Genomic DNA, 18,759 nt, shown 5'->3' on the forward strand with positions numbered 1-18,759 from the left:
ATTCTTAAGCATGTGCAGCGCTTCACAGATTTCACAGTTCATACCAATTCATCACTCTTGGGCTCTCCGGTTGACGAGCCCGTAATCTGCCGGAAATACTGAGGAAGCCCGAGACCGCACCGCGAGCGTGCGGACACATCACCCCAGGCCAAGGATGACCTAGATGACAGAACAGACCATTTCCTCACAGATAGGAACAGGTCGCCGCCCCCGTCGCCTCTCCGACGGGATGTTCGCGCTCCTCCTCACGGCCCCCGGCCTCGCGCTCCTCGCCGCGGTCGTCGTGTACCCGCTCATCACCGCGCTGATCACCGCGTTCTACAAGCAGAGCCTCGTCGAACCGGGACGCGAGTTCGTCGGCTTCCAGAACATCGTCGACGTCCTCACCGGGGAGTTCGTCCAGCTCCTCGTGCAGACCCTCGTCTTCACGCTCGGCACGACCATCGCGCCGTTCGTCATCGGCTTCGGTCTCGCGCTCGCCCTCAACACGCGCATCCGCGGTGCCAAGGTGCTGCGCGGCCTCATGCTCATCCCCTGGCTGATCCCCGGCGTGGTCGTGTCGTTCCTGTGGATGTGGATCTTCAACGCCAACTACGGCGTGCTCAACGCGGCCCTGGAGACCGTGGGACTCATCGACTCCCCGCAGGCGTGGCTCGCGAACCCCACCACCGCCATGATCGCCGTCATCGTCGCGAAGACCTGGCAGTCGTTCCCCTGGATGATGGTCATGCTCCTCGCCGGCCTGCAGACCGTCCCGATCGAACTGCACGAGGCCGCGGAGATCGACGGCGCCGGGACCATCCGCCGCTTCTTCTCCATCACGGTCCCGCAGATGAGCGGCATCATCGGGCTCGTGATCCTGCTGGAGTTCATCTGGAACTTCCAGCACTTCGACATCATCTACGTCCTCACCGGCGGCGGCCCCGCCGGCTCCACCCAGACCTTCGCCACGGCGGTGTACGAGACCGCGTTCGACGGCTTCGACCTCGGTCACGCCGGCGCGATCGGGCTCCTCTGGATGGTCCTGCTGATGGCGCTCGTCGTCGTCTACGTCCGCCTGTCCGAAAAGGGAGAGAAGCGATGACCGCCGTGCTGACCGAGGAGACGGTGACCGCCGTCGCCGCCCCGCCCGCTCCCCCGCGGCGCCGCCGCGCCCGCGCCGACCGCCGCGCCTCCACCATCAGTGCCTGGATCGCCGTGGTCGTGTTCGGCGGGTTCGCGCTGCTGCCCGTGTACTGGCTGCTCGCGACCTCCCTCACCCCGCGCACCGAGGTGTTCAGCTACCCGCCCAAGCTCTTCCCCACGGAGATCACCTTCGAGGCCTATGCCGCGCTCGCGAACAACCCCGCGCTGTTCGGCTACCTCCGCAACAGCATCGTGGTCTCGGTCATCACCGCGATCCTCTCGGTGCTGGTCTCCGCCTACATGGGCTACGCGTTCTCGAAGTTCCGCTACCGCGGGCGCCGCAGCCTCATGTACTTCGTGCTGGCATCGCAGATGTTCCCGCAGGCGCTGCTGCTCATCACCCTCTACGCGGTGTTCTCGGCCTACGGGCTGCTGAACACCTACACGGCGCTGGTGCTGTCGTTCACCACGTTCACGCTGCCGCTGTGCGTGTGGATGCTGAAGGGCTTCTTCGACACGATCCCGGACGAGCTCATCGAGGCCGCCCGCGTCGACGGCGCCTCCCGGATGCGCATCATCCACTCGATCGTCCTGCCGCTCGCGGCCCCCGGCCTCATCGCCGCCGGACTGTTCGCGTTCGTCCGCGGCTGGAACGACTTCATCTTCGCCCTCACCCTGGCCGGACCCGACAAGCAGACCCTGCCGCCCGGCCTCGTCAACACGTTCATCGGCGAGGCGTCGACCGCCTGGCCGGAGCTCATGGCGGCCTCGCTCGTGGTCTCGCTCCCCGTGGCCATCGCGTTCATCGCCCTGCAGCGCTTCCTCGTCGGCGGTCTCACCGCCGGCGCGGTCAAGGGCTGACCCGCACCACCCCTCACCCGCAGTCCCTCGAAGAAGAGAGAGCACCCCCATGTCCGAGAACACCACCGTCTCCCGTCGCCAGCTCCTCCAGTTCGCCGGGCTCGGCGCCGCCGGCCTCCTGCTCGCCGGCTGCATGCCGAGCGGCGGCGGCAGCGGCTCCACCAGCCCCGCGTCGTCCGCCGGCTCCGCCTTCGGCACCGGCGACTTCACCGCCACCGACTTCTCGTTCTCGAGCTGGTCGCTCACCGAAGAGGCCGCGGCCCCGGCCACCCGCGCCCTGCTGGAGGGCTACACCAGCGCCCAGAAGGTCGGCATCACCGAGGTGTCGTTCCCCTACAACGAGTACTTCAAGCAGCTCATGCTGCAGGTGCGCGGCGGGCAGTTCACGGGCGCCGCCCACGTCGACGTCGCCTGGCTCGCCTCCCTCGCCGCCCTCGGCAAGCTCGAAGACGTCTCGGCGCTCACGAAGGACCGCGGCTACACGGCCTCCAGCCTCGAGGCCACTCAGCTCGACGGCGTGCAGTACGCGTTCCCGTGGACCATCGGCGCGATCGGCCTCATCACCAACTCTGAGATCCTCGACAAGGCCGGCATCTCGCAGTTCCCGACCACGGTCGACGACTTCGAGTCGTCGCTGAAGAAGCTCAAGGGCCTCGGCGGCGGGCTCATCCCCTACGCCGCCTCCACCAAGGCCGCCCAGCTCAAGGACATCCTCATCTGGATGCAGACCTTCGGCAGCGACCTCGTCAAGGACGGCGAGGTCACGATCGGCGACGACGCGAGCATCGAGGCGGTGTCCTGGTACAAGTCGCTGTACGACCAGGGCCTCATCGCCGCCGACGTCGACCGCTTCGACGCCCGCTCCCTGTTCGCGCAGGGGCGTGCCGCCATCTACGACGACGCCCCGGTGGGCCGCGGCTCCGTCACCAAGGACTCGCCGGACCCGGACCTCGCGTCCAAGCTCGTGCCCGAGTCGCGGCCGGTCCTGAAGAAGGGCGACACCCCGCGCGCGCTCGTCTGGGGCGGCGCGATCGCGATCGTCGGCGGAGGCGAGGGCGACAGCGCGCGCACCGCCGCCGACTTCGGGCAGTGGGCCACGAGCGACCTCGACGCCGTGCTCGGCGACTACGAGCTGCGGGGCCTGCCGCCCGTGACCGAAGAGGCCCAGACGTCCGAGGTCGTCTCGTCCGATGCGTTCGGTGCCCGCTTCGCGGAGAAGATCACCGCGACCGCCACCACCAACCCGTTCTGGCAGTTCCCCCAGTACGCGCAGATCGAGACCGCCATCGCCGACCGCGTGCAGGCCGTGCTCGTGGGCCAGCAGAGCGCCAAGGACGCCATGTCCCAGGCCGGCGACGAAGCGCAGAAGCTGCTGGGCTGAGGCCGCCGCCATGTCCTTCCGCTCGAAGACCGGCGCCGCCGTCGCCGCCGTGGTCGCCGCCGTCGCGCTCGCCGTGCCCGCACAGGCCGACGTCACGACCACCACCGTCGAGACCCTGCCCGTCACGGTCGACAGCTCCAACCAGTCCGGCTGGTGGAACCCGCTCGTCGTCGTCGGCGACCGCACCTTCTTCGCCTACAACGTGCCGGGCTCGGTCGCCGCGAAGCACCGGGTGAACGTCGCCGTGCGCACCGCGGACGGCACGTGGACCTCGGGGTGCCTGAAGCTCGCCACGGGCGTCTGCGCCGAGTACGACGACGACAACGGCCACAACCAGCCGTCGCTCGCCGTCGACGGGGACGGACACATCCACGCGTTCGTGTCGATGCACCACGAGCCCTGGAAGTACTTCCGCTCCACGACGCCGTTCGACGTCACCTCGCTCGTCGACGTCAGCGCCGAGATGCCCGACGCCGGTGCCGCGATCTCGTACCCGGTGACCGCCCAGGGCGCGGACGGGGACGTATGGCTCATGGTCCGCGTCGGCGCCGACCCGCAGGCCCGCAGGGACGGCGTGCTGTACCACTACGATCCCGCCGTCGGCACGTGGGCCCGCGAGACCGTGATCGCCGCCGCCGTCAACCACTCCTTCTACCCGGACGACCTCGAGGTCGATGCCGACGGCAGGGTGCACGTGCTGTGGGAGTGGGGGCCCTGGCCCGCCGACCCCTACCGTCACCTCGGCTCGTACGCGGTGTACGACCCGGCCACGGGCGGCTTCCGCGACGTCGCCGGCCAGGCCCTGCCCACCCCGATCCGTCCGGACACCCCCGGGGCGGTCGTGTGGCGCGGGTACGAGCAGGGCGAGACCATCGGCGACGCCGTGCCCGCCGTGCAGACCGCGAAGATGGCGATCGCCGACGGCGCGCTGGTCGGTGTCACGTACCGCTACGCCGACACGACCGAGAACGACTTCGACGTGCGCTGGGCCACCTGGAACGGCTCGGCCTGGACGAGCGAGACCCTCGTGGACACCGGCGCCCTCGGCAGCGGCGTGCAGACGATCGCCGCGCTGGACACCACGACCGCGGGCTCCGAGACCCGTGTCTACGCCGTGGTGTCGGTGCAGGACTGCGGAGTGACCCGCACGCAGACGGTGCTGCTGTCGCACACGTCCGGCGCGTCAGGCTGGGCGGTCGAGGCCGTCGGCGACCCGGTCACCGGGCAGCAGCGCCTCCGGGCGGCCACGCGCGATGACGGCACCGATGTGGTGTACCTGAGCGCACCCGCGGTTCCGGGCGGCGGCACCCTCCGCCACGCCGAGGTGCCGCGCGACGGGCAGCAGGGCGGCACCTCCCTCGCCGCGATCGTGTCCGCCCTGCGCGGCGACGCCGGCGGCTGCACGGACACGGGCTCGTGACCACCGCCGCCTCCGCAGCCGCCCTCTGAGCGGCACCCCTCTCCCCACCCCCGAAAGGACCCCCATGCGCACCCAGACCGTCGAAGCCGACATCATCGTCGTCGGCGGCGGCCTCGCCGGAGTGAGCGCCGCCGTCGCGGCCGCCCGCCTCGGCCGACGTACCGTGCTGATCAACAACCGGCCGGTGCTCGGCGGCAACTCCTCGTCGGAGGTGCGGGTGTGGGTGTGCGGGGCGACCGCGCACGGCAATCAGCGCTGGGCGCGCGAGACCGGGATCATCGGCGAGATGTACCGCGAAAACCAGTACCGCAACCCCGAGGGCAACCCGGTGTACTGGGACGACGTGGTGCTCGACATCGTGCGCCGGGAGCCCCACCTCACCCTCTTCCTCAACACCGAGGTGCTCGAGGCCGAGGCCACCGGACCCGACGACGCCCGTCGGGTCCGGTCGGTCACCGGGTGGACGATGGGCTCGGAGATCCGCACGGTGTTCCGTGCACCGCTGTTCATCGACTGCACGGGCGACGGCCTGGTGGGGCGCCTGGTCGGTGCGCGGCACCGGCTCGGCAAGGAGAGCAGGAGCGAGTTCGGCGAGGACTGGGCCCCCGAGCAGCCGGTGCGGGAGTTCCTCGGCTCGACGCTGCTGTTCTACACGAAGGACCTCGGGCACCCGGTCAAGTACGTCGCCCCCGAGAGCGCGAAGGACATCTCGACGACGCCGATCCCGTCCTCCCGCATCATCCGCAGCGGCGACAGCGGCGCCCACTACTGGTGGATCGAATGGGGTGGCACGCTCGACATCGTCGACGACAACGAGGCGATCCGCGACGAGCTGCGCTCGGTGATCCTGGGCATCTGGGACCACATCAAGAACTCCGGCGAGTTCGACGCCGACACCCTCACCCTGGAGTGGATCGGGAACATCCCCGGCAAGCGCGAGTACCGCCGCTTCATCGGCGACTACACGCTGCGCCAGCAGGACATCCTGGAGCAGACGTCGTTCGACGACGGCATCGCGTTCGGCGGCTGGTCCATCGACCTGCACCCCGCCGAGGGCATGTACGCGACGGGCGCCGGCGCGGTGCAGCGCTTCTCCGACGGGGTGTTCGAGATCCCGTTCCGGTCGCTGTACTCCGTCAACGTCGACAACCTGCTCATGGCCGGTCGCGACATCTCCGCGACGCACATCGCGTTCGGTGCCGCGCGGGTCATGGCCACCTGCGCCGCGATGGGTGAGGCCGCGGGCACCGCCGCCGCCCTCTGCTATGCGTTCGACGCCACCCCGCGCGAGCTGTACGAGCAGCACCGCGCGGAGCTGCGCCAGACGCTGCTGCGCGCCGACGCCAGCCTCATCGGCGTCGCCAACGAGGACGACTCCGACCTCGCCCGCACCGCGGCCGTGACCGCCTCCAGCACGCTGCGCACCATCGGCACCGCGGCGAGCGCCACCGCGGACGCCGTCCCGCACGCGCTCGTCGAAGACCTCGGCATCGTGGTTCCGGTGCATCCGCGACTGGAGACGACCGAGCTCCTGCTCTCCGCCGAGGCCAACACGCAGGTCACCGTCGAGGTGTGGTCGACGGGTCGCCCGCAGAACGTCGTGCCCGCGCGGCTCGAGCACCGCACCGTGGTGGAGGTTCCGGCCGGCGGACCCTCGTGGGTGCGCGCGGACACCCCGTTCGCCCCGGACGAGCCCCAGAACGCGATCGTCGTGGTGAGGGCCGCCCCCGGCGTGCACGCGCACCTGACGTCTCCGCTGCCGCCCGGCGTGCTCACGCTGGTGCACCGCGTCGACAACGACGACCGCAACGTCGAGGTCGACCGCGACGGCCTGCTGGTGCAGTGGCCGACGAAGCCCCTGCGCGGACGCAGCCCCGTGTTCCGCACGAGCCCGCCCTCGGAGGCGCTGGCCCCGGAGCGGGCGACGTCGGGGTACAACCGGCCCTTCGGCGGACCCCACCTGTGGGCGTCGGACCCCGCGGCGGACGGGCCCGCCTGGCTCCGGCTGGACTGGGAGCACCCCGTCGAGGCCGCGGAGGTGCGTCTGGTGTTCGACGACGACGTCGACCTCGAGCTCAACACGCTGCACCACCACCGCAGCCCCGACGAGGTGATGCCCCCGCTCGTGCGCGACTACCGCGTCGAGGTGCAGGCGCCCGGTGCGGGCGAGTGGCGCGTGGTCGCCGAGGAGCACGACAACCGCCATCGACTGCGGGTGCACCCGCTCCCCGCCGACCTCGGGCCGTTCACCGCGGCGCGCCTCGTGGTGGAGCGCACGAACGGGGCCGCGGAGGCCAGGGTCGTCGCGTTCCGGGTGCAATCGTGACGGAGAGCGCTAACGTGAAGGGCATCCGCCGGCACGGCGGCGACCGTCGTCCCTCCAGGAGGCCGCAGGTGACCACCTCGCCCGGCGGCCGCGTGCTCCCCGCCGCGCGCGCCACCCGCACGGGCCTCATCGCGCTCGCGGTGCCGCACCTGGAGGAGCCCTACTTCGCCGAGCTGGGGTCGCGCATCGTGCGCGCCGCCGATGAGCGCGGTCTCGCCGTGCTCATCGTCCAGACCGAGGGCGACCACGGCCGCGAGATCGACGTCGCGAACGGTGTGGGGCTCCCGCCGATCGACGGTCTCATCCACATCCCGCGCTCCCTCACGGTGGCCGACCTCACCCGCCGCACGTCGCCGGGCCCGCTCGTGCTGCTGGGCGAGCACATCCAGGTGAGCCCGTTCACGCACGTGACGATCGACAACCGCGCGGCGGCGTTCACGGCCACCGAGCATCTCCTGGCGGTCGGCTGTCGTCGCATCGGCTTCGTCGGGCGCCGCGACGCGCGCCCCTCGGATGCGGCGGACCGGCGGCACACCGGATACCTGGAGGCCCTCGCGGCCGCGGGGCTTCCCGCCGACCCCGTCCTCACCGCGCAGGTCGATGCGTTCACGGCGGAGGAGGGCGAGCGGGTGGCGGGCGCCATGGCCGCCGCGATCTCCGACCTCGACGGCCTCGTGTGCTCGAACGACTCGGTGGCCCTCGGCGCTCTCGCTGCCCTGCAGGGGCGGGGGCGACGGGTGCCGGCCGATGTCGCGGTGGTGGGGATCGACGACATCCGCGCCGCGCGCTTCGCGGTCCCCGCGCTCACGACGATCGCCCCCGACCACGAGAAGCTCGTCGATGCCGCGTTCACCGAGCTGGAGCGTCAGATCGCCGCCCCGCCCGGAGCCGACCTCCCGGTGCGGCACGTGACCGTCGATGCCCGGCTCGTCCGTCGGGCGAGCACGGCTCGATGACCGTCGCGGACTCAGTCCGCCAGGGCCGTGGCGAGCGCCCGCTCGTCGCCGGCGTCGCGCGGCGCGAGGTGCAGGGTTCCGACGTGGGCGTCGAGCGCCTCCCTGGCCGCGTCGTCGAGCCCGTCGTCGGTGATGAGACGGTCGATGTCGCTGAGGTCGGCCACCGTCGTGAGACCGACCACGCCCCAGCGGTCGTGCTCGGCGAGCACCACGACCTCGCGGCCGGCGGCCATGAGCGCGCGGTTCGTCTCGGCCTCGAGCAGGTTCATCGTGGTCATGCCCGCCTGCACGTCGAGGCCGTGCGCGTCGAGGAAGACGAGGTCGCAGTGCAGGTGCTCGAGCGCGCGCACGGCCACGGGGCCGACGAGGGCCTGCGACGGCGTGCGGACGCCCCCGGTGAGCACGACGGTCTGCGTGTAGGGCGCGTCGGCGCGTTCGGGCGGCGAGAAGAGGTCGGACACCGGGAGCGCGTTGGTGACGACCGTGAGCTCGGGGACCTGCACGAGCGCGCGCGCGAGGGCGAGCGCGGTGGCTCCCCCGGAGATGCCGACGGCCATGCCGGGCTCCACGAGCGCGGCGGCCGCGGCGACGATCGCGCGCCGCTCGTCCGAGATCGCGGGAGCCGGGAGCAGCCGCTGCGGGCCGCGCACGCGCACACCCCCGCGGATGCGCTCGACGGCGCCTTCCTCGGCGAGCTGGTCGATGTCGCGCCGCACCGTCATCTCGCTCACCTGCAGCGTGGCGGCGAGTTCGCCGATGGAGGCCGTACCGCGGTCGCGGGTGAGGGCGAGGATGCGCTCGCGTCGCTCCGTGACCAGCACGCGGTCTCCTTCCGGTGGGGCCTCCAGTCTGCCACGCGCCCCCACGGCCCGCCGCGGTCGACCCACCCCCGCCCGCCCCACTCCCGGAACAGGATCCCCGACGTCGCATGACCCTCCCCGAGCCCTACGCCACCTGGTTCCCCGCTGCCGCGTTCGACGGCCGCTACGGACGCACCGAGGCCGACCTGCGCGCGGTCCCGCCCGCGCCCGCCCCGCCGGGTTTCGCGGAGCGGTGGCGGCGCTGGCGCCGTGAGGCCGCCGCGGTGGACGCGGCTCCCGTCGTGCTGTCGTCGGCGGTCGAGCACGGGCGGAGGGTGTCGGTGGTCGAGCACAGCGGCGTCGACGGCGTGCGTCTGCGGGCCTGGGTCGTGGAGCCCCTCGACGGGCGACCGCGGGCCGGCGTCGTCCACAGCCACGGCTACGGCGGCCGCGAGGAGGTCGACCTCGCGCGCGTGCCCGAGGGCCTCGCGGCGATCTTCCCGGTCGCCCGCGGCCTCGGCGCCCTCAACGCCGGGGTGGGCGCACCCGAGTCGACCGCGGAGCACGTGCTCGCCGGCATCGACGACCCGGAGCGCTACGTGCTCGGCCTCTGCGCGCGCGACCTGTGGTTGGCGGCCGACGCCCTGTCCGCCCTCGTCGGGGAGCTGCCGCTGTACTACGTCGGTGAGAGCTTCGGCGGCGGCATCGGTGCGCTGGCGCTGCCCTGGGACGAGCGCTTCGTGGGCGCGACGCTCATCGTGCCGAGCTTCGGGCAGTACGACGAGCGCCTCGCCGTGCGGTGCCTCGGCAGCGGCGAGACCGTGCGGCAGCACGTGCGCCGCCACCCCGAGGCGCGGGAGGTGCTGCGCTGGTTCGACTCCTCCACGAGCATCGGCTTCGCGCGCATGCCGGTGCGCGTGGAGGCCGCCCTGTGGGACCAGTACGTGCCGCCGCAGGGGCAGTTCGCCGTGGCCGCCGGTGCCCGCGAGGTCGAGCTCGCCGTACTCCCAGCCGGGCACGCCGAGTACCCCGGGTGGGCGGCCGTCACGGCGGCGGCGATCCGCGAGGGCCGGGAACATCTGGAGCGCGTGCTCGCCCGGTGAGCGCCCGGAGATGCCGCAGGCGCGCACGCGGGTCCGCGCACGCGAGCACTGGACGCAACCTGTCATAACAGGTACAGTGAGCTTGTCATTACAGGTTGCGCAGCGCCGCAGCATCCCGTCCGAGGAGCATCGATGCCCGAGTACCAGACCCCGCCGATCCCGCCGATGGCCATCACCTTCGACGCCGAGAAGCTGACGCTCTCCCCCGAGGGCCCCACGCTCACGCGGCGGATGTCCGACCTCGAGGGCCTGTTCCGGGATCACGACGCCTGGGCCGCCTCCGCATCGGGCGACGACCCGGTGGTCTACACCGTCGTCAGCTCCCCCGTGCCCGAGGTCGACCGCGAGCTGCCGCAGTCGATCACGACGATCATGCCCGGCGACACGTCGGGCGAGCTGTGGATGACGAAGGGCCACCAGCACCCCGACCACCAGGGCGAGATCTACCTGGCGCTGAAGGGCCGCGGCGGACTGCTCATGTTCGACGGCGAGCGCACCGAGTGGCTCGACATGCTCCCCGGCACCATCGGCTACATCCCCCCGGGCTGGGCGCACCGCTCGGTCAACACCGGCGACGAGCCCTACGCCTTCCTCGCCGTCTACCCGGGCGGCGCGGGGCACGACTACGGGTGGGTGCTGGAGCACGGCATGGGCTCGCGCGCCTACCGTGCGGAGTCCGGCGTCGACCTGCGCCCGTACGCGGAATAGGCTCCGGCCATGCTGATCGCGCACGACCTCGGCACCACCGGCAACAAGGCCTCGCTGCACCATGACGACGGCCGCCTGATCGCCGCGGTCACGGTGCCGTATCCCGCACACTTCGCCGCGGGCGGGATCGCCGAGCAGAACCCCGACGACTGGTGGAACGCGGTCGTCGCCGCCACCCGCAACCTGCTCGCACGCACGGCCACCGCACCCTCCGACGTCGCGGGGCTCGTGGTGAGCGGACAGATGATGGGCGCCGTGCTGCTCGACGGCGACGGCGAGCCCGCGCGTCCCGCCATCATCTGGGCCGACACCCGCGCCGGTGCGCAGCAGCGCGAGCTCGAGGCCGTGCTCGGCGCCGAGCGGGCGTACGGCATCCTCGGCCACCGCCTGAACCCCACCTACTCGGTCGAGAAGATCATGTGGGTGCGCGACAACGAGCCCGACGTGTGGTCGCGCGTGCGCCGGGTGTGCGTCGCGAAGGACTTCATCGTGCTGCGGCTCACCGGGCGCCTGGCCACCGACCGCTCCGACGCCTCGGGCATGAACGCCTACGACCAGGCCGCCGGCACGTGGTCGAGCGAGGTGCTGGCAGCCGCTCGGCTCGACCCGGCCCTGTTCCCCGAGATCCTGGAGTCGACGCAGATCGCAGGTCCCCTCACCCCCGCGGCGGCCGAGGCCCTGGGCCTGCACACCGGCGTGCGCGTGGTGATGGGCGGCGGCGACGGACCCCTGGCCGCGGTCGGCTCCGGCGTCGTGGCCCCCGAGGACGGCGCCTATGTCTGCCTGGGCACCTCGTCGTGGATCTCGTTCGCGGCGGACGCCCCGCTGCACGACCCGGCCATGCGCACCTTCACGTTCGACAACGTCGTGCCCGGCTCGTTCGTCCCGACGGCCACCATGCAGGCGGGCGGCGCGTCGGTGCAGTGGATCGCGGAGGCGCTGTCGCCCGATCCCGCGCACCCCGAGACCGGGCGCCTGACCGCCGAGGCCTCGGCCGACGTCGACACCGACGACCTCTACTTCCTCCCCTATCTGCTCGGCGAGCGCTCTCCGCTGTGGGACCCGGACGCCCGCGGGGCGTTCGTGGGTCTCGCGCGCCATCACGGCCGGGCGCACCTGGTGCGGGCCGTACTGGAGGGCACCGCGTTCAACCTGCTCACGTGCATCCAGGCGTTCCGGGAGTCGGGCGCCGTGATCGGCCGCATCGACGCGGTGGGCGGCGGGGCCCAGAGCGACGTGTACCTCTCCGTGCTCGCGGACGTGTGGGGCGTGCCCGTGCGGCGGCGCACGATCGTGGAAGAGGCGAACAGCCTCGGCGCGGCGGTCACCGGAGCCGTGGGTCTCGGGCTCACCGACTTCTCGGCGGCGCGGGCGCTGAGCGAGGTCACAGCCGAGTTCACGCCCGACCCCGCCCGGCACGCGGTGTACGCCGAACGGCATGCCCGGTTCGCCGACGCCTACACCGCGCTCGCGCCCTGGTTCGCCGGACGGCCACGCTGATGGGCGTCATCCTCGTCACCAGTCGCTCGTTCTCCGACGGCGACCTCGACCTGGTGGAGCGCGCGGCGCGGGCGGGGCACCGCATCCTCCGCGGGCCCGCGCATCACGACCTCGACGAGCTGCGGTCGCTGCTGCACGGCGCCGACGCGTGGATCGCGGGCACCGGTCCCGTGACCGAGGCGCACCTCGCCGCGGCACCGAAGCTCAAGGTGGTGGCGCGCTACGGCGTGGGCACCGAGGCCGTCGATCTCGCGGCGGCCCGGGAGCGCGGCATCCCCGTCACGAACACCCCGGGCGCCAACGCCGACGCGGTCGCCGACCACGCGGTGGGACTCATGCTCGCGGCACTCCGGTTCGTGCCAGACGGCGACCGCCGGGTGCGAGCGGGCGACTGGGGTGTGCGGCGCGGCCGCGAGCTCGGCGCCGCGACCGTGGGCATCGTGGGCTTCGGCCGTATCGGCCAGGGTGTCGCGCGGCGCCTGAGCGGCTTCGGCTCCCGGGTGCTCGCGGCCGACCCGTTCCTTCCCGTCGAGCTCGTGCGGGCGCAGGGCGCGGAGCCGGTCCCGTTCGACGAGCTGTTCCGCGCGGCCGACGTGATCACCCTGCACGCCCCGGGCGGACAGCGGCTGGTCGACGCCGAGCGCCTCGCGGACATGCGCCGCGGCACGGTGCTGGTGAACACGGCCCGCGGCGACCTGGTCGACGAACAGGCGGTGGCCGAGGCCCTGCGCGACGGCACGCTCGCCGGCTATGCGGCCGACACACTCGACGGCGACACCGCCGCCCACGACAGCCCGCTGCTCGCGGCCGATCTCGTCGACCGCGTGATCGTCACCCCCCACCTCGGCGCGCAGACCACCCAGGCCGTCGACAACATGGGCTCCCTGTCGCTCGACGACGTGATCGCCGTGCTGCGCGGCGCCGAGCCCGCCCACCCCGTGCCCGTTCCCCAGGAGATGCGATGACCACCACCGCCGACACCGCGGCACCCGCCGCGGACACCGCCACCGCCGACTACATGGGGTTCGTGGGCGTGACCACCGCCTCGTCGTCGATCATGAAGGTGTTCCCGCTGTGGGCCGACATCCTCGACCTCCCGACCCGCAGGCTCGTGGGCCACGACCTGCCGATGGACGCCGACCCCGCGCAGTACCGCGCGATGGTGGAGCAGATCCGCGACGACCCCCACCACCGGGGCGCCCTGGTGACCACGCACAAGATGAATGTGTACGCGGCGGCGTCCGACCTGTTCGACGAGCTCGACCCGTTCGCGGTGTCGTGCTCCGAGATCTCCAGCATCGCCAAGCGGGGCTCGCGCCTGTCGGGCCGCGCGAAGGATCCGATCACGGTCGACCTCGCCCTGAACGACTTCCTGCCCGCCGACCACTTCGCCCGCACCGGGGCGGAGGTCGTCATCCTGGGTGCGGGCGGCTCGGGCACCGCGCTCAGCTGGGCCCTCGCGGAGCGCACCGACGCCCCCGCCCGCATCACGGTGACCGCGCGCACGCAGGACAAGCTCGACCACCTGCGCGAGGTGCACCGCCAGCACGGCACCCCCGACGACCTGCTGCGCTACGTGGTGACGGAGACGCCGGAGGAGGCCGATGCGCTGGTGGCGGCGGCGCCCGCGGGTTCCGTGATCGCGAACGCCACGGGGCTCGGCAAGGACCGTCCCGGCTCGCCGCTCAGCGACGCGGTCGTGTTCCCCGCGGGCGCGTACGCGTGGGAGTTCAACTACCGCGGGTCGCTGGAGTTCCTGCACCAGGCCGAGGCGCAGCGCGCGTCGCGCGACCTGCACGTGGTCGACGGCTGGCGCTACTTCATCCACGGCTGGTCGCAGGTGGTGGCCGATGTGTTCGAGCTGGAGCTGACGCCCGAGACCGTGGAGCGGCTGGCCGCGGCAGCGGAGTCGGTGCGCTGATGCCCGTCGTGCGCACGGTGCTCGGCGACGTCGACGCGTCGGAGCTCGGGCGCGTGAACTACCACGAGCACCTGTTCCAGGTGTCGCCGCTGCTGCCGGGCGACGAGCTCGACGACGAGCAGGCGTCGGGCGACGAGGCGGCGGCGCTGCAGACGAGCGGCTTCGACGCGATGGTCGACGCCACGCCGTTCGGGCTCGCCCGGAACCCGGAGGCCGTGGCCCGCATCAGCGCGGCGACCGGACTGGGCATCGTCGCGACCACGGGGCGGCACCGCGAAGCCCACTACGGCGACGACCACCCGATGCAGGTGTGGGACGCGGAGCGGCTGTCCGCACTGTTCGTGGCGGACCTCACCCGCGGCATGCCCGCCTCCGACGACGCGGTGTTCGCCGCACCCGACGTGCCCGTCGCGACCTCGCCCGCGGGCGCCCCGGTGCGCGCGGGGATGCTCAAGGCGGGCATCGACTATTGGCGCATCAGCCCGTTCGAGCGCACGACCCTCGACGCGGTGGCGGCCGCGCACCGCGAGACCGGTGCCCCCGTCATGGTGCACCTGGAGTTCTGCACGGCGGCGCACGAGGTGCTCGATCTGCTCGCGGCCGAGGGCGTGGCGAGCGATCGGGTGGTGCTCGCCCACGCCGACCGCGACCCCGACCCCGGACTTCACGTGTCGCTCGCGGAGCGCGGCGCCCACCTCGGCTACGACGGCTTCGCCCGTCCGCGCACCCGATCCGACGCGGAGCTGCTGGCCCTGACCGCCGCCGTGGTGGAACGCGGCGCGGGCGACCGCATCGTGCTCGGCGGCGACGTCGCCCGGCGCACGCGGTACATCGCCTACGGCGGGATGCCCGGGCTCGCCTACCTCGGCGACCGGTACCTGCCGCGACTGCGCGACGCGGTCGGCGATGCGGCCGTGCAGCGTATGCTCGTGCACACGCCCGCACGACTGCTCACCCTCGACCACTGAGACCGCGCCGCCCGACGCCGTCTCGTCGCCTCCACCCGAGGAGCCCCCATGACCGAACCCACCATCCTGCACGCCGTCTTCACCGCGAAGCCCGGGGCAGCCGACCGGGTCGCCGCACTCCTGCGAGAGTTCGCCGAGATCGTCCGCGCCGAGGAGGGCAACGTGGTGTTCGACGCCACGCGACTCGTCGACGACCCCGACCGCTTCTTCGTATACGAGGTGTACCGCGACGAGGCCGCGTTCCAGGAGCACCTCGCGGCGTCCGCCGGGGTCCCGTTCAACGCCGCGCTGCAGGAGCTGATCGTCGAGCCGGCCTCGATCCTCACCTTCCTCCGCCGCGTCTGAGCCCCTGTCCGAGGTGCGCGCGCGGGCTCCTGTGGACAACCCGGACCGACGCGCCGGCGTTGCACGTACCGTGGCCCGGTGACTCGTCCCCACTCCCTTTCGACGCGCTCCCTCGCCGCCCTCGCCGTCTCCCTCGTCCTGCTCACCGGCTGCACTGCCGATCCGAAACCCTCCCCGTCTCCGACGCCGACCCCGCTGTTCGCCTCGAAGAAGGACGCCTTCGCCGCCGCCGAGGCCACGTATCGCGCCTACAACGACGCCGGCAATGCGACCGTACTGACCGACGCGAGGACATTCGAGGACGTCTACAAGTGGTTGCGAGCAGACGCGCTTTCCTCTGCCAAGAAGGCGTACAGCTACTACGACGCAGAGGGATGGAGGCGGGTCGGCGAGACCACCTTCGATCACTTCACCCCCATCTCCTACGACGGCGAGGACGTGACCGCCAGACTGTGCATTGACGTGTCGCACGTTGATGTCTTGGATTCCACCGGAGCGTCCGTCGTGTCGACCGACCGGCAGCCTCGGCAGGCACTGGAATTGCAATTGAAGCCTGCGCTGACGAGCACAGGATTGGCGATCGTTTCGAGTGATGCAACCAAGGAGCTCGAATGCTGACGTCGACAGTGGCGCTGCTTGCCCTGCTTTCTCTGACGACCACCGTTCCGCCGACATCGCCACCCCCGGGTGGCGGTGAAGAATCAGCCTGGCTATCGACCGTCGGTACGTCCAGCCTCACCGTCACCGCAACCCAGACCACCCCCGCACCGCGCGGCGACAGCGCTCCCCGCGGTCGGAAGAACGGCAGCGCCGCGCCGAAGCCGGCCGACCCGTGCGCCACTGTGCCGTACCCGTACAAGGCTTCGTGCGGGATCTACGGTGTCCGTGTCACCAGCGCCGACGGCGACCCGCTCACCATCTCGGATCTCGCCCGGTTCGCTCCCGAGCCGGTCGCCACGGCGGCCGAGCCGGGTGGGGTCGGGGTCGCGGGGCTTCCGACGAACTTCGTCACCGCCGCGACCGCGCACACGCAGCAGGGCACCATCCTCGACCTGGCCGTCACGGTGCGCTTCACCCCCGTCGCGTTCGACACCACGTTCGGCGACGGCACCAGCGCCACCACCGCCACCGGGGGCCGCACCTGGGCCGCCGCCCACCAGCCGCAGTTCACCCCGACTCCGACGAGCCACGTCTACCGCGACCGCGGCACCTACACCGCCGTCACCACGGTCCGCTACACGGCAGAGGTCGACCTGGGCAACGGCTGGTTCCCCGTCGCGGGAGAGCTGTCGGTCGCCGGGCCCGCCCAGGGCATCCGCATCTACGAGGCCACGTCCGCTCTCGTCCGCTACACATGCGACGAGCAGCCCACCGCAGCCGGCTGCTGATCCTCCCGTCCCGTCGCCGCCGCAGGGGGGGCGTCGACGGAGACCGCCGGGGTGTCCTCCGGCCTCCCCTGCTCAGGTCGAGTCGGCGACGGGCGTGTGCGCGCGGATCAACAACACGGTTGCAATCCCGTCAGCTCGGCAGTCGCGGGTCCCGGAGCGATGCGATCGCCTGGACCAGGCTCTCGTGGATGTAGTCCAACTCCGGCGATGTGAAGCTCGACCAGTCCTCGGCGGTGTCGGCGCCATCCGTGGACCAGGCCTCGTCTTCACCGCTCGTGTCGTCGGTCTGCTCCTGGGCGGCGTGCCGGTAGACCCACCAGAGGTTGCCCGAGGGGTCGACGAACCGCGCAAGCGTGTCACCGAAGAAGTCGGTCGGTGTGGTCACGACGCGGGCGCCGAGGGCGACGGCCCGCGCCAGCGTCGCCTCCACGTCGACGACGTACACCTGGAGGAACCCGGGGGTGAACGGCCAGTCCGGCTTGCGGTCGGCGACCGTGATCATCGAGTCCCCGATGCGCAGCTCGGAATGCAGGATCAGGCCGTCGGTGTCGAGCGTTCGCGCCTGGGGCACATCCGAGGCATCGAAGACCTCGATCACGAAATCGATGATGCGGGCGGCATCGTCGGTCAGGAGGAAGGGGTTGACGGTGTTCGACCCGGCAGGAACGGGAGCAGGTGTGGGCATGGTGCATCCTTTCGTTCCGCACAGGATGCCGTGCACCGCGGTCAGATCCTGTCCTGATGATCCTCCCGTCCCGGAAACACGAAGCCCCCCGCCGCAAGGCGAGGGGCTCCGTGGTTCAGCGGGTTGTCACTCGTAGAGCACCGCGGCGATCTTGTCGTCGTCGATGTTGTTCTTGTCGTACCAGTAGGAACCGGTGTCGTAGAACTCCTCGACGTCGTCGCCGTTCGCGGCGTCGTATGCGGCCTGCACGACCTGCGCGCCGATGCCGATCGGGTCCTGCGTGATGGCGCCGGCCATGGTGCCGTCCTTGATCGCGTTGATCTGCGCGGCGCCGGAGTCGAAGCCGACGATGGTGATCTTGCCCTTCTCCAGGCCCAGCTCGTTGACGGCGTTCACGACACCGATCGCGGAGCCCTCGTTGGTGCCGTAGATGCCCTTGAGGTCGGGGTGGGCGGCGATCAGCGTCTTGGCGATGTCGGCCGACTTGAGGTGGTCGCCGTCACCGTACTGGATGTCGACGATCTCGATGTCGGGGTAGTCCGACTCGATCTTCTCGACGAAGCCGTCGCGACGCTCGACACCGGTCGAGTTGATCTGCGAGTGGCCGACGATCGCGACCTGCCCCTCGCCGCCGATCAGCTCGGCCATGTGCTCGGCCGCGAGCGCACCGGCGACCTTGCTGTCGGTCGCGGAGAGGCTCAGGCCCACGTCGCCGTCGCACGGGGCGTCGAAGTAGACCACCGGGATGTCCTTCGACTTCGCCTGCTCGAGCGGGGCGACGCACGCCTCGGGGTCGAGCGCGGCGTAGGCGATGGCGTCGGGGTTCTTGTCGATCGCGGCGGTCAGCATCTCGAGCTGCTGCGCGATCTCGGTCTCCGCGGCGGGGCCCTCGAACGTGATCTTCACGCCGAGCTCCTCGGCCTTCTGCTCCGCACCCTTCTTCACGGCCTGCCAGAACTGGTGCTGGAAGCCCTTCGAGACGAGCGCGATGTACATCTCGCCGTCGCCGCTGCCGCTGCCGGAGCCGGAGCCTTCCTCGATGACGTCGCCGCCACCGCCGGCACAGCCGGCGAACACGAGCGCGGAAGCGGCCACGAGGGCTGCGAAGGCGGTCTTCTTCCCGAATTTCATGAAAACTCCATTGTTTGAGTACGAGCCGGATGGTTCTGTGTGATGCCGGCCAGGGCCGACTGTGGGACATTCCTGGTGCCTGTGCGGAGGGACTCCGCGGGTCCGGCCGGGGCCGGGTGGGGCGGCGGCGGGCACGGGTTT

The 18,759-nt window shown here is 71.7% G+C and carries 18 protein-coding genes; 15 read left to right on the forward strand and 3 right to left on the reverse strand.

Features of this window, described 5'->3' with window-relative positions; all coding sequences use genetic code 11:
- Positions 1–229 precede the first annotated feature (229 nt).
- From ACFWCH_RS02860 to ACFWCH_RS02885, 6 genes are all read left to right on the forward strand, one after another.
- Positions 230–1,084 (forward strand): carbohydrate ABC transporter permease, encoded by an 855-nt coding sequence (locus ACFWCH_RS02860; protein ID WP_205812600.1) that lies wholly within the window; start codon positions 230–232, stop codon positions 1,082–1,084.
- A complete protein-coding gene (locus ACFWCH_RS02865; protein ID WP_136029501.1) occupies positions 1,081–1,986 on the forward strand; it encodes a carbohydrate ABC transporter permease in 906 nt (301 codons plus the stop codon). Before ACFWCH_RS02860 ends, ACFWCH_RS02865 begins: the two co-directional genes overlap by 4 nt.
- Before the next feature lie 49 nt (positions 1,987–2,035).
- Positions 2,036–3,367: an extracellular solute-binding protein gene (locus ACFWCH_RS02870; protein ID WP_136035244.1), complete on the forward strand. Its 1,332-nt coding sequence runs from the start codon at positions 2,036–2,038 to the stop codon at positions 3,365–3,367.
- Between the two features lie 10 nt (positions 3,368–3,377).
- Positions 3,378–4,787 carry a BNR-4 repeat-containing protein gene (locus tag ACFWCH_RS02875; protein ID WP_378802866.1) on the forward strand — a complete coding sequence of 470 codons (1,410 nt, stop codon included), beginning with the start codon at positions 3,378–3,380 and terminating at the stop codon, positions 4,785–4,787.
- A 64-nt stretch (positions 4,788–4,851) separates the two neighbouring features.
- Positions 4,852–7,113, forward strand: a complete 2,262-nt coding sequence (locus ACFWCH_RS02880; protein ID WP_378802867.1) for an FAD-dependent oxidoreductase — start codon at positions 4,852–4,854, stop codon at positions 7,111–7,113.
- Positions 7,114–7,181: 68 nt separating this feature from the next.
- Positions 7,182–8,069 (forward strand): LacI family DNA-binding transcriptional regulator, encoded by an 888-nt coding sequence (locus ACFWCH_RS02885; protein ID WP_378802868.1) that lies wholly within the window; start codon positions 7,182–7,184, stop codon positions 8,067–8,069.
- Positions 8,070–8,080: 11 nt separating this feature from the next.
- On the opposite strand, the gene ACFWCH_RS02890 is transcribed toward ACFWCH_RS02885, so the two are convergent.
- On the reverse strand, positions 8,081–8,890 hold the full coding sequence (locus ACFWCH_RS02890) for a DeoR/GlpR family DNA-binding transcription regulator (RefSeq protein ID WP_136029496.1): 810 nt from the start codon (positions 8,888–8,890) through the stop codon (positions 8,081–8,083).
- A gap of 107 nt (positions 8,891–8,997) precedes the next feature.
- Here ACFWCH_RS02890 and ACFWCH_RS02895 point away from each other — a divergent pair, with 107 nt between their 5' ends.
- The 9 genes from ACFWCH_RS02895 to ACFWCH_RS02935 all read left to right on the forward strand — a co-directional run bounded on the left by ACFWCH_RS02895 (position 8,998) and on the right by ACFWCH_RS02935 (position 16,802).
- A complete protein-coding gene (locus ACFWCH_RS02895; protein ID WP_378802869.1) occupies positions 8,998–9,972 on the forward strand; it encodes an acetylxylan esterase in 975 nt (324 codons plus the stop codon).
- A 132-nt stretch (positions 9,973–10,104) separates the two neighbouring features.
- Positions 10,105–10,680: a glucose-6-phosphate isomerase family protein gene (locus ACFWCH_RS02900; protein ID WP_247637830.1), complete on the forward strand. Its 576-nt coding sequence runs from the start codon at positions 10,105–10,107 to the stop codon at positions 10,678–10,680.
- A gap of 9 nt (positions 10,681–10,689) precedes the next feature.
- Positions 10,690–12,180 (forward strand): xylulokinase, encoded by a 1,491-nt coding sequence (xylB, locus tag ACFWCH_RS02905; protein WP_378802870.1) that lies wholly within the window; start codon positions 10,690–10,692, stop codon positions 12,178–12,180.
- The gene (locus tag ACFWCH_RS02910) at positions 12,180–13,145 is read left to right on the forward strand and encodes a phosphoglycerate dehydrogenase (protein WP_378802871.1); all 966 of its coding nucleotides are present in this window, start codon (positions 12,180–12,182) and stop codon (positions 13,143–13,145) included. Before xylB ends, ACFWCH_RS02910 begins: the two co-directional genes overlap by 1 nt.
- Positions 13,142–14,101, forward strand: coding sequence for a shikimate dehydrogenase (locus tag ACFWCH_RS02915; protein ID WP_136029488.1), 960 nt, complete (start codon positions 13,142–13,144; stop codon positions 14,099–14,101). The genes ACFWCH_RS02910 and ACFWCH_RS02915 overlap by 4 nt, the downstream gene beginning before the upstream one ends.
- Positions 14,101–15,069: a phosphotriesterase gene (locus tag ACFWCH_RS02920; RefSeq protein WP_378802872.1), complete on the forward strand. Its 969-nt coding sequence runs from the start codon at positions 14,101–14,103 to the stop codon at positions 15,067–15,069. Before ACFWCH_RS02915 ends, ACFWCH_RS02920 begins: the two co-directional genes overlap by 1 nt.
- A gap of 48 nt (positions 15,070–15,117) precedes the next feature.
- A complete protein-coding gene (locus tag ACFWCH_RS02925; RefSeq protein WP_136029484.1) occupies positions 15,118–15,414 on the forward strand; it encodes a putative quinol monooxygenase in 297 nt (98 codons plus the stop codon).
- Between the two features lie 78 nt (positions 15,415–15,492).
- Positions 15,493–16,032: a hypothetical protein gene (locus ACFWCH_RS02930; protein WP_378802873.1), complete on the forward strand. Its 540-nt coding sequence runs from the start codon at positions 15,493–15,495 to the stop codon at positions 16,030–16,032.
- Between the two features lie 224 nt (positions 16,033–16,256).
- Complete coding sequence (locus ACFWCH_RS02935) at positions 16,257–16,802, forward strand: hypothetical protein (protein WP_378802874.1); 546 nt, start codon at positions 16,257–16,259, stop codon at positions 16,800–16,802.
- Positions 16,803–16,932: 130 nt separating this feature from the next.
- Here the strand turns inward: ACFWCH_RS02935 and ACFWCH_RS02940 are convergent, their stop codons facing one another.
- Both ACFWCH_RS02940 and ACFWCH_RS02945 read right to left on the reverse strand, forming a co-directional pair.
- Positions 16,933–17,487, reverse strand: a complete 555-nt coding sequence (locus tag ACFWCH_RS02940) for a glyoxalase/bleomycin resistance/extradiol dioxygenase family protein (protein ID WP_247637837.1) — start codon at positions 17,485–17,487, stop codon at positions 16,933–16,935.
- A 126-nt stretch (positions 17,488–17,613) separates the two neighbouring features.
- Positions 17,614–18,618: an ABC transporter substrate-binding protein gene (locus ACFWCH_RS02945; protein WP_136029478.1), complete on the reverse strand. Its 1,005-nt coding sequence runs from the start codon at positions 18,616–18,618 to the stop codon at positions 17,614–17,616.
- Between the last annotated feature and the right edge of the window lie 141 nt (positions 18,619–18,759).

The sequence above is a fragment of the Microbacterium sp. NPDC060132 genome (genome assembly GCF_042729675.1).
Lineage (GTDB): Bacteria > Actinomycetota > Actinomycetes > Actinomycetales > Microbacteriaceae > Microbacterium > Microbacterium sufflavum.

Excerpts from the sequence above, each read along its gene's own strand:
- ACFWCH_RS02860 (WP_205812600.1), top strand. The coding sequence starts at position 230 with ATGTTCGCGCTCCTCCTCACGGCCCCCGGCCTCGCGCTCCTCGCCGCG.
- ACFWCH_RS02865 (WP_136029501.1), top strand. The coding sequence starts at position 1,081 with ATGACCGCCGTGCTGACCGAGGAGACGGTGACCGCCGTCGCCGCCCCG.
- ACFWCH_RS02870 (WP_136035244.1), top strand. The coding sequence starts at position 2,036 with ATGTCCGAGAACACCACCGTCTCCCGTCGCCAGCTCCTCCAGTTCGCC.
- ACFWCH_RS02875 (WP_378802866.1), top strand. The coding sequence starts at position 3,378 with ATGTCCTTCCGCTCGAAGACCGGCGCCGCCGTCGCCGCCGTGGTCGCC.
- ACFWCH_RS02880 (WP_378802867.1), top strand. The coding sequence starts at position 4,852 with ATGCGCACCCAGACCGTCGAAGCCGACATCATCGTCGTCGGCGGCGGC.
- ACFWCH_RS02895 (WP_378802869.1), top strand. The coding sequence starts at position 8,998 with ATGACCCTCCCCGAGCCCTACGCCACCTGGTTCCCCGCTGCCGCGTTC.
- ACFWCH_RS02900 (WP_247637830.1), top strand. The coding sequence starts at position 10,105 with ATGCCCGAGTACCAGACCCCGCCGATCCCGCCGATGGCCATCACCTTC.
- xylB (WP_378802870.1), top strand. The coding sequence starts at position 10,690 with ATGCTGATCGCGCACGACCTCGGCACCACCGGCAACAAGGCCTCGCTG.
- ACFWCH_RS02910 (WP_378802871.1), top strand. The coding sequence starts at position 12,180 with ATGGGCGTCATCCTCGTCACCAGTCGCTCGTTCTCCGACGGCGACCTC.
- ACFWCH_RS02915 (WP_136029488.1), top strand. The coding sequence starts at position 13,142 with ATGACCACCACCGCCGACACCGCGGCACCCGCCGCGGACACCGCCACC.
- ACFWCH_RS02920 (WP_378802872.1), top strand. The coding sequence starts at position 14,101 with ATGCCCGTCGTGCGCACGGTGCTCGGCGACGTCGACGCGTCGGAGCTC.
- ACFWCH_RS02925 (WP_136029484.1), top strand. The coding sequence starts at position 15,118 with ATGACCGAACCCACCATCCTGCACGCCGTCTTCACCGCGAAGCCCGGG.
- ACFWCH_RS02940 (WP_247637837.1), bottom strand. The coding sequence starts at position 17,487 with ATGCCCACACCTGCTCCCGTTCCTGCCGGGTCGAACACCGTCAACCCC.
- ACFWCH_RS02945 (WP_136029478.1), bottom strand. The coding sequence starts at position 18,618 with ATGAAATTCGGGAAGAAGACCGCCTTCGCAGCCCTCGTGGCCGCTTCC.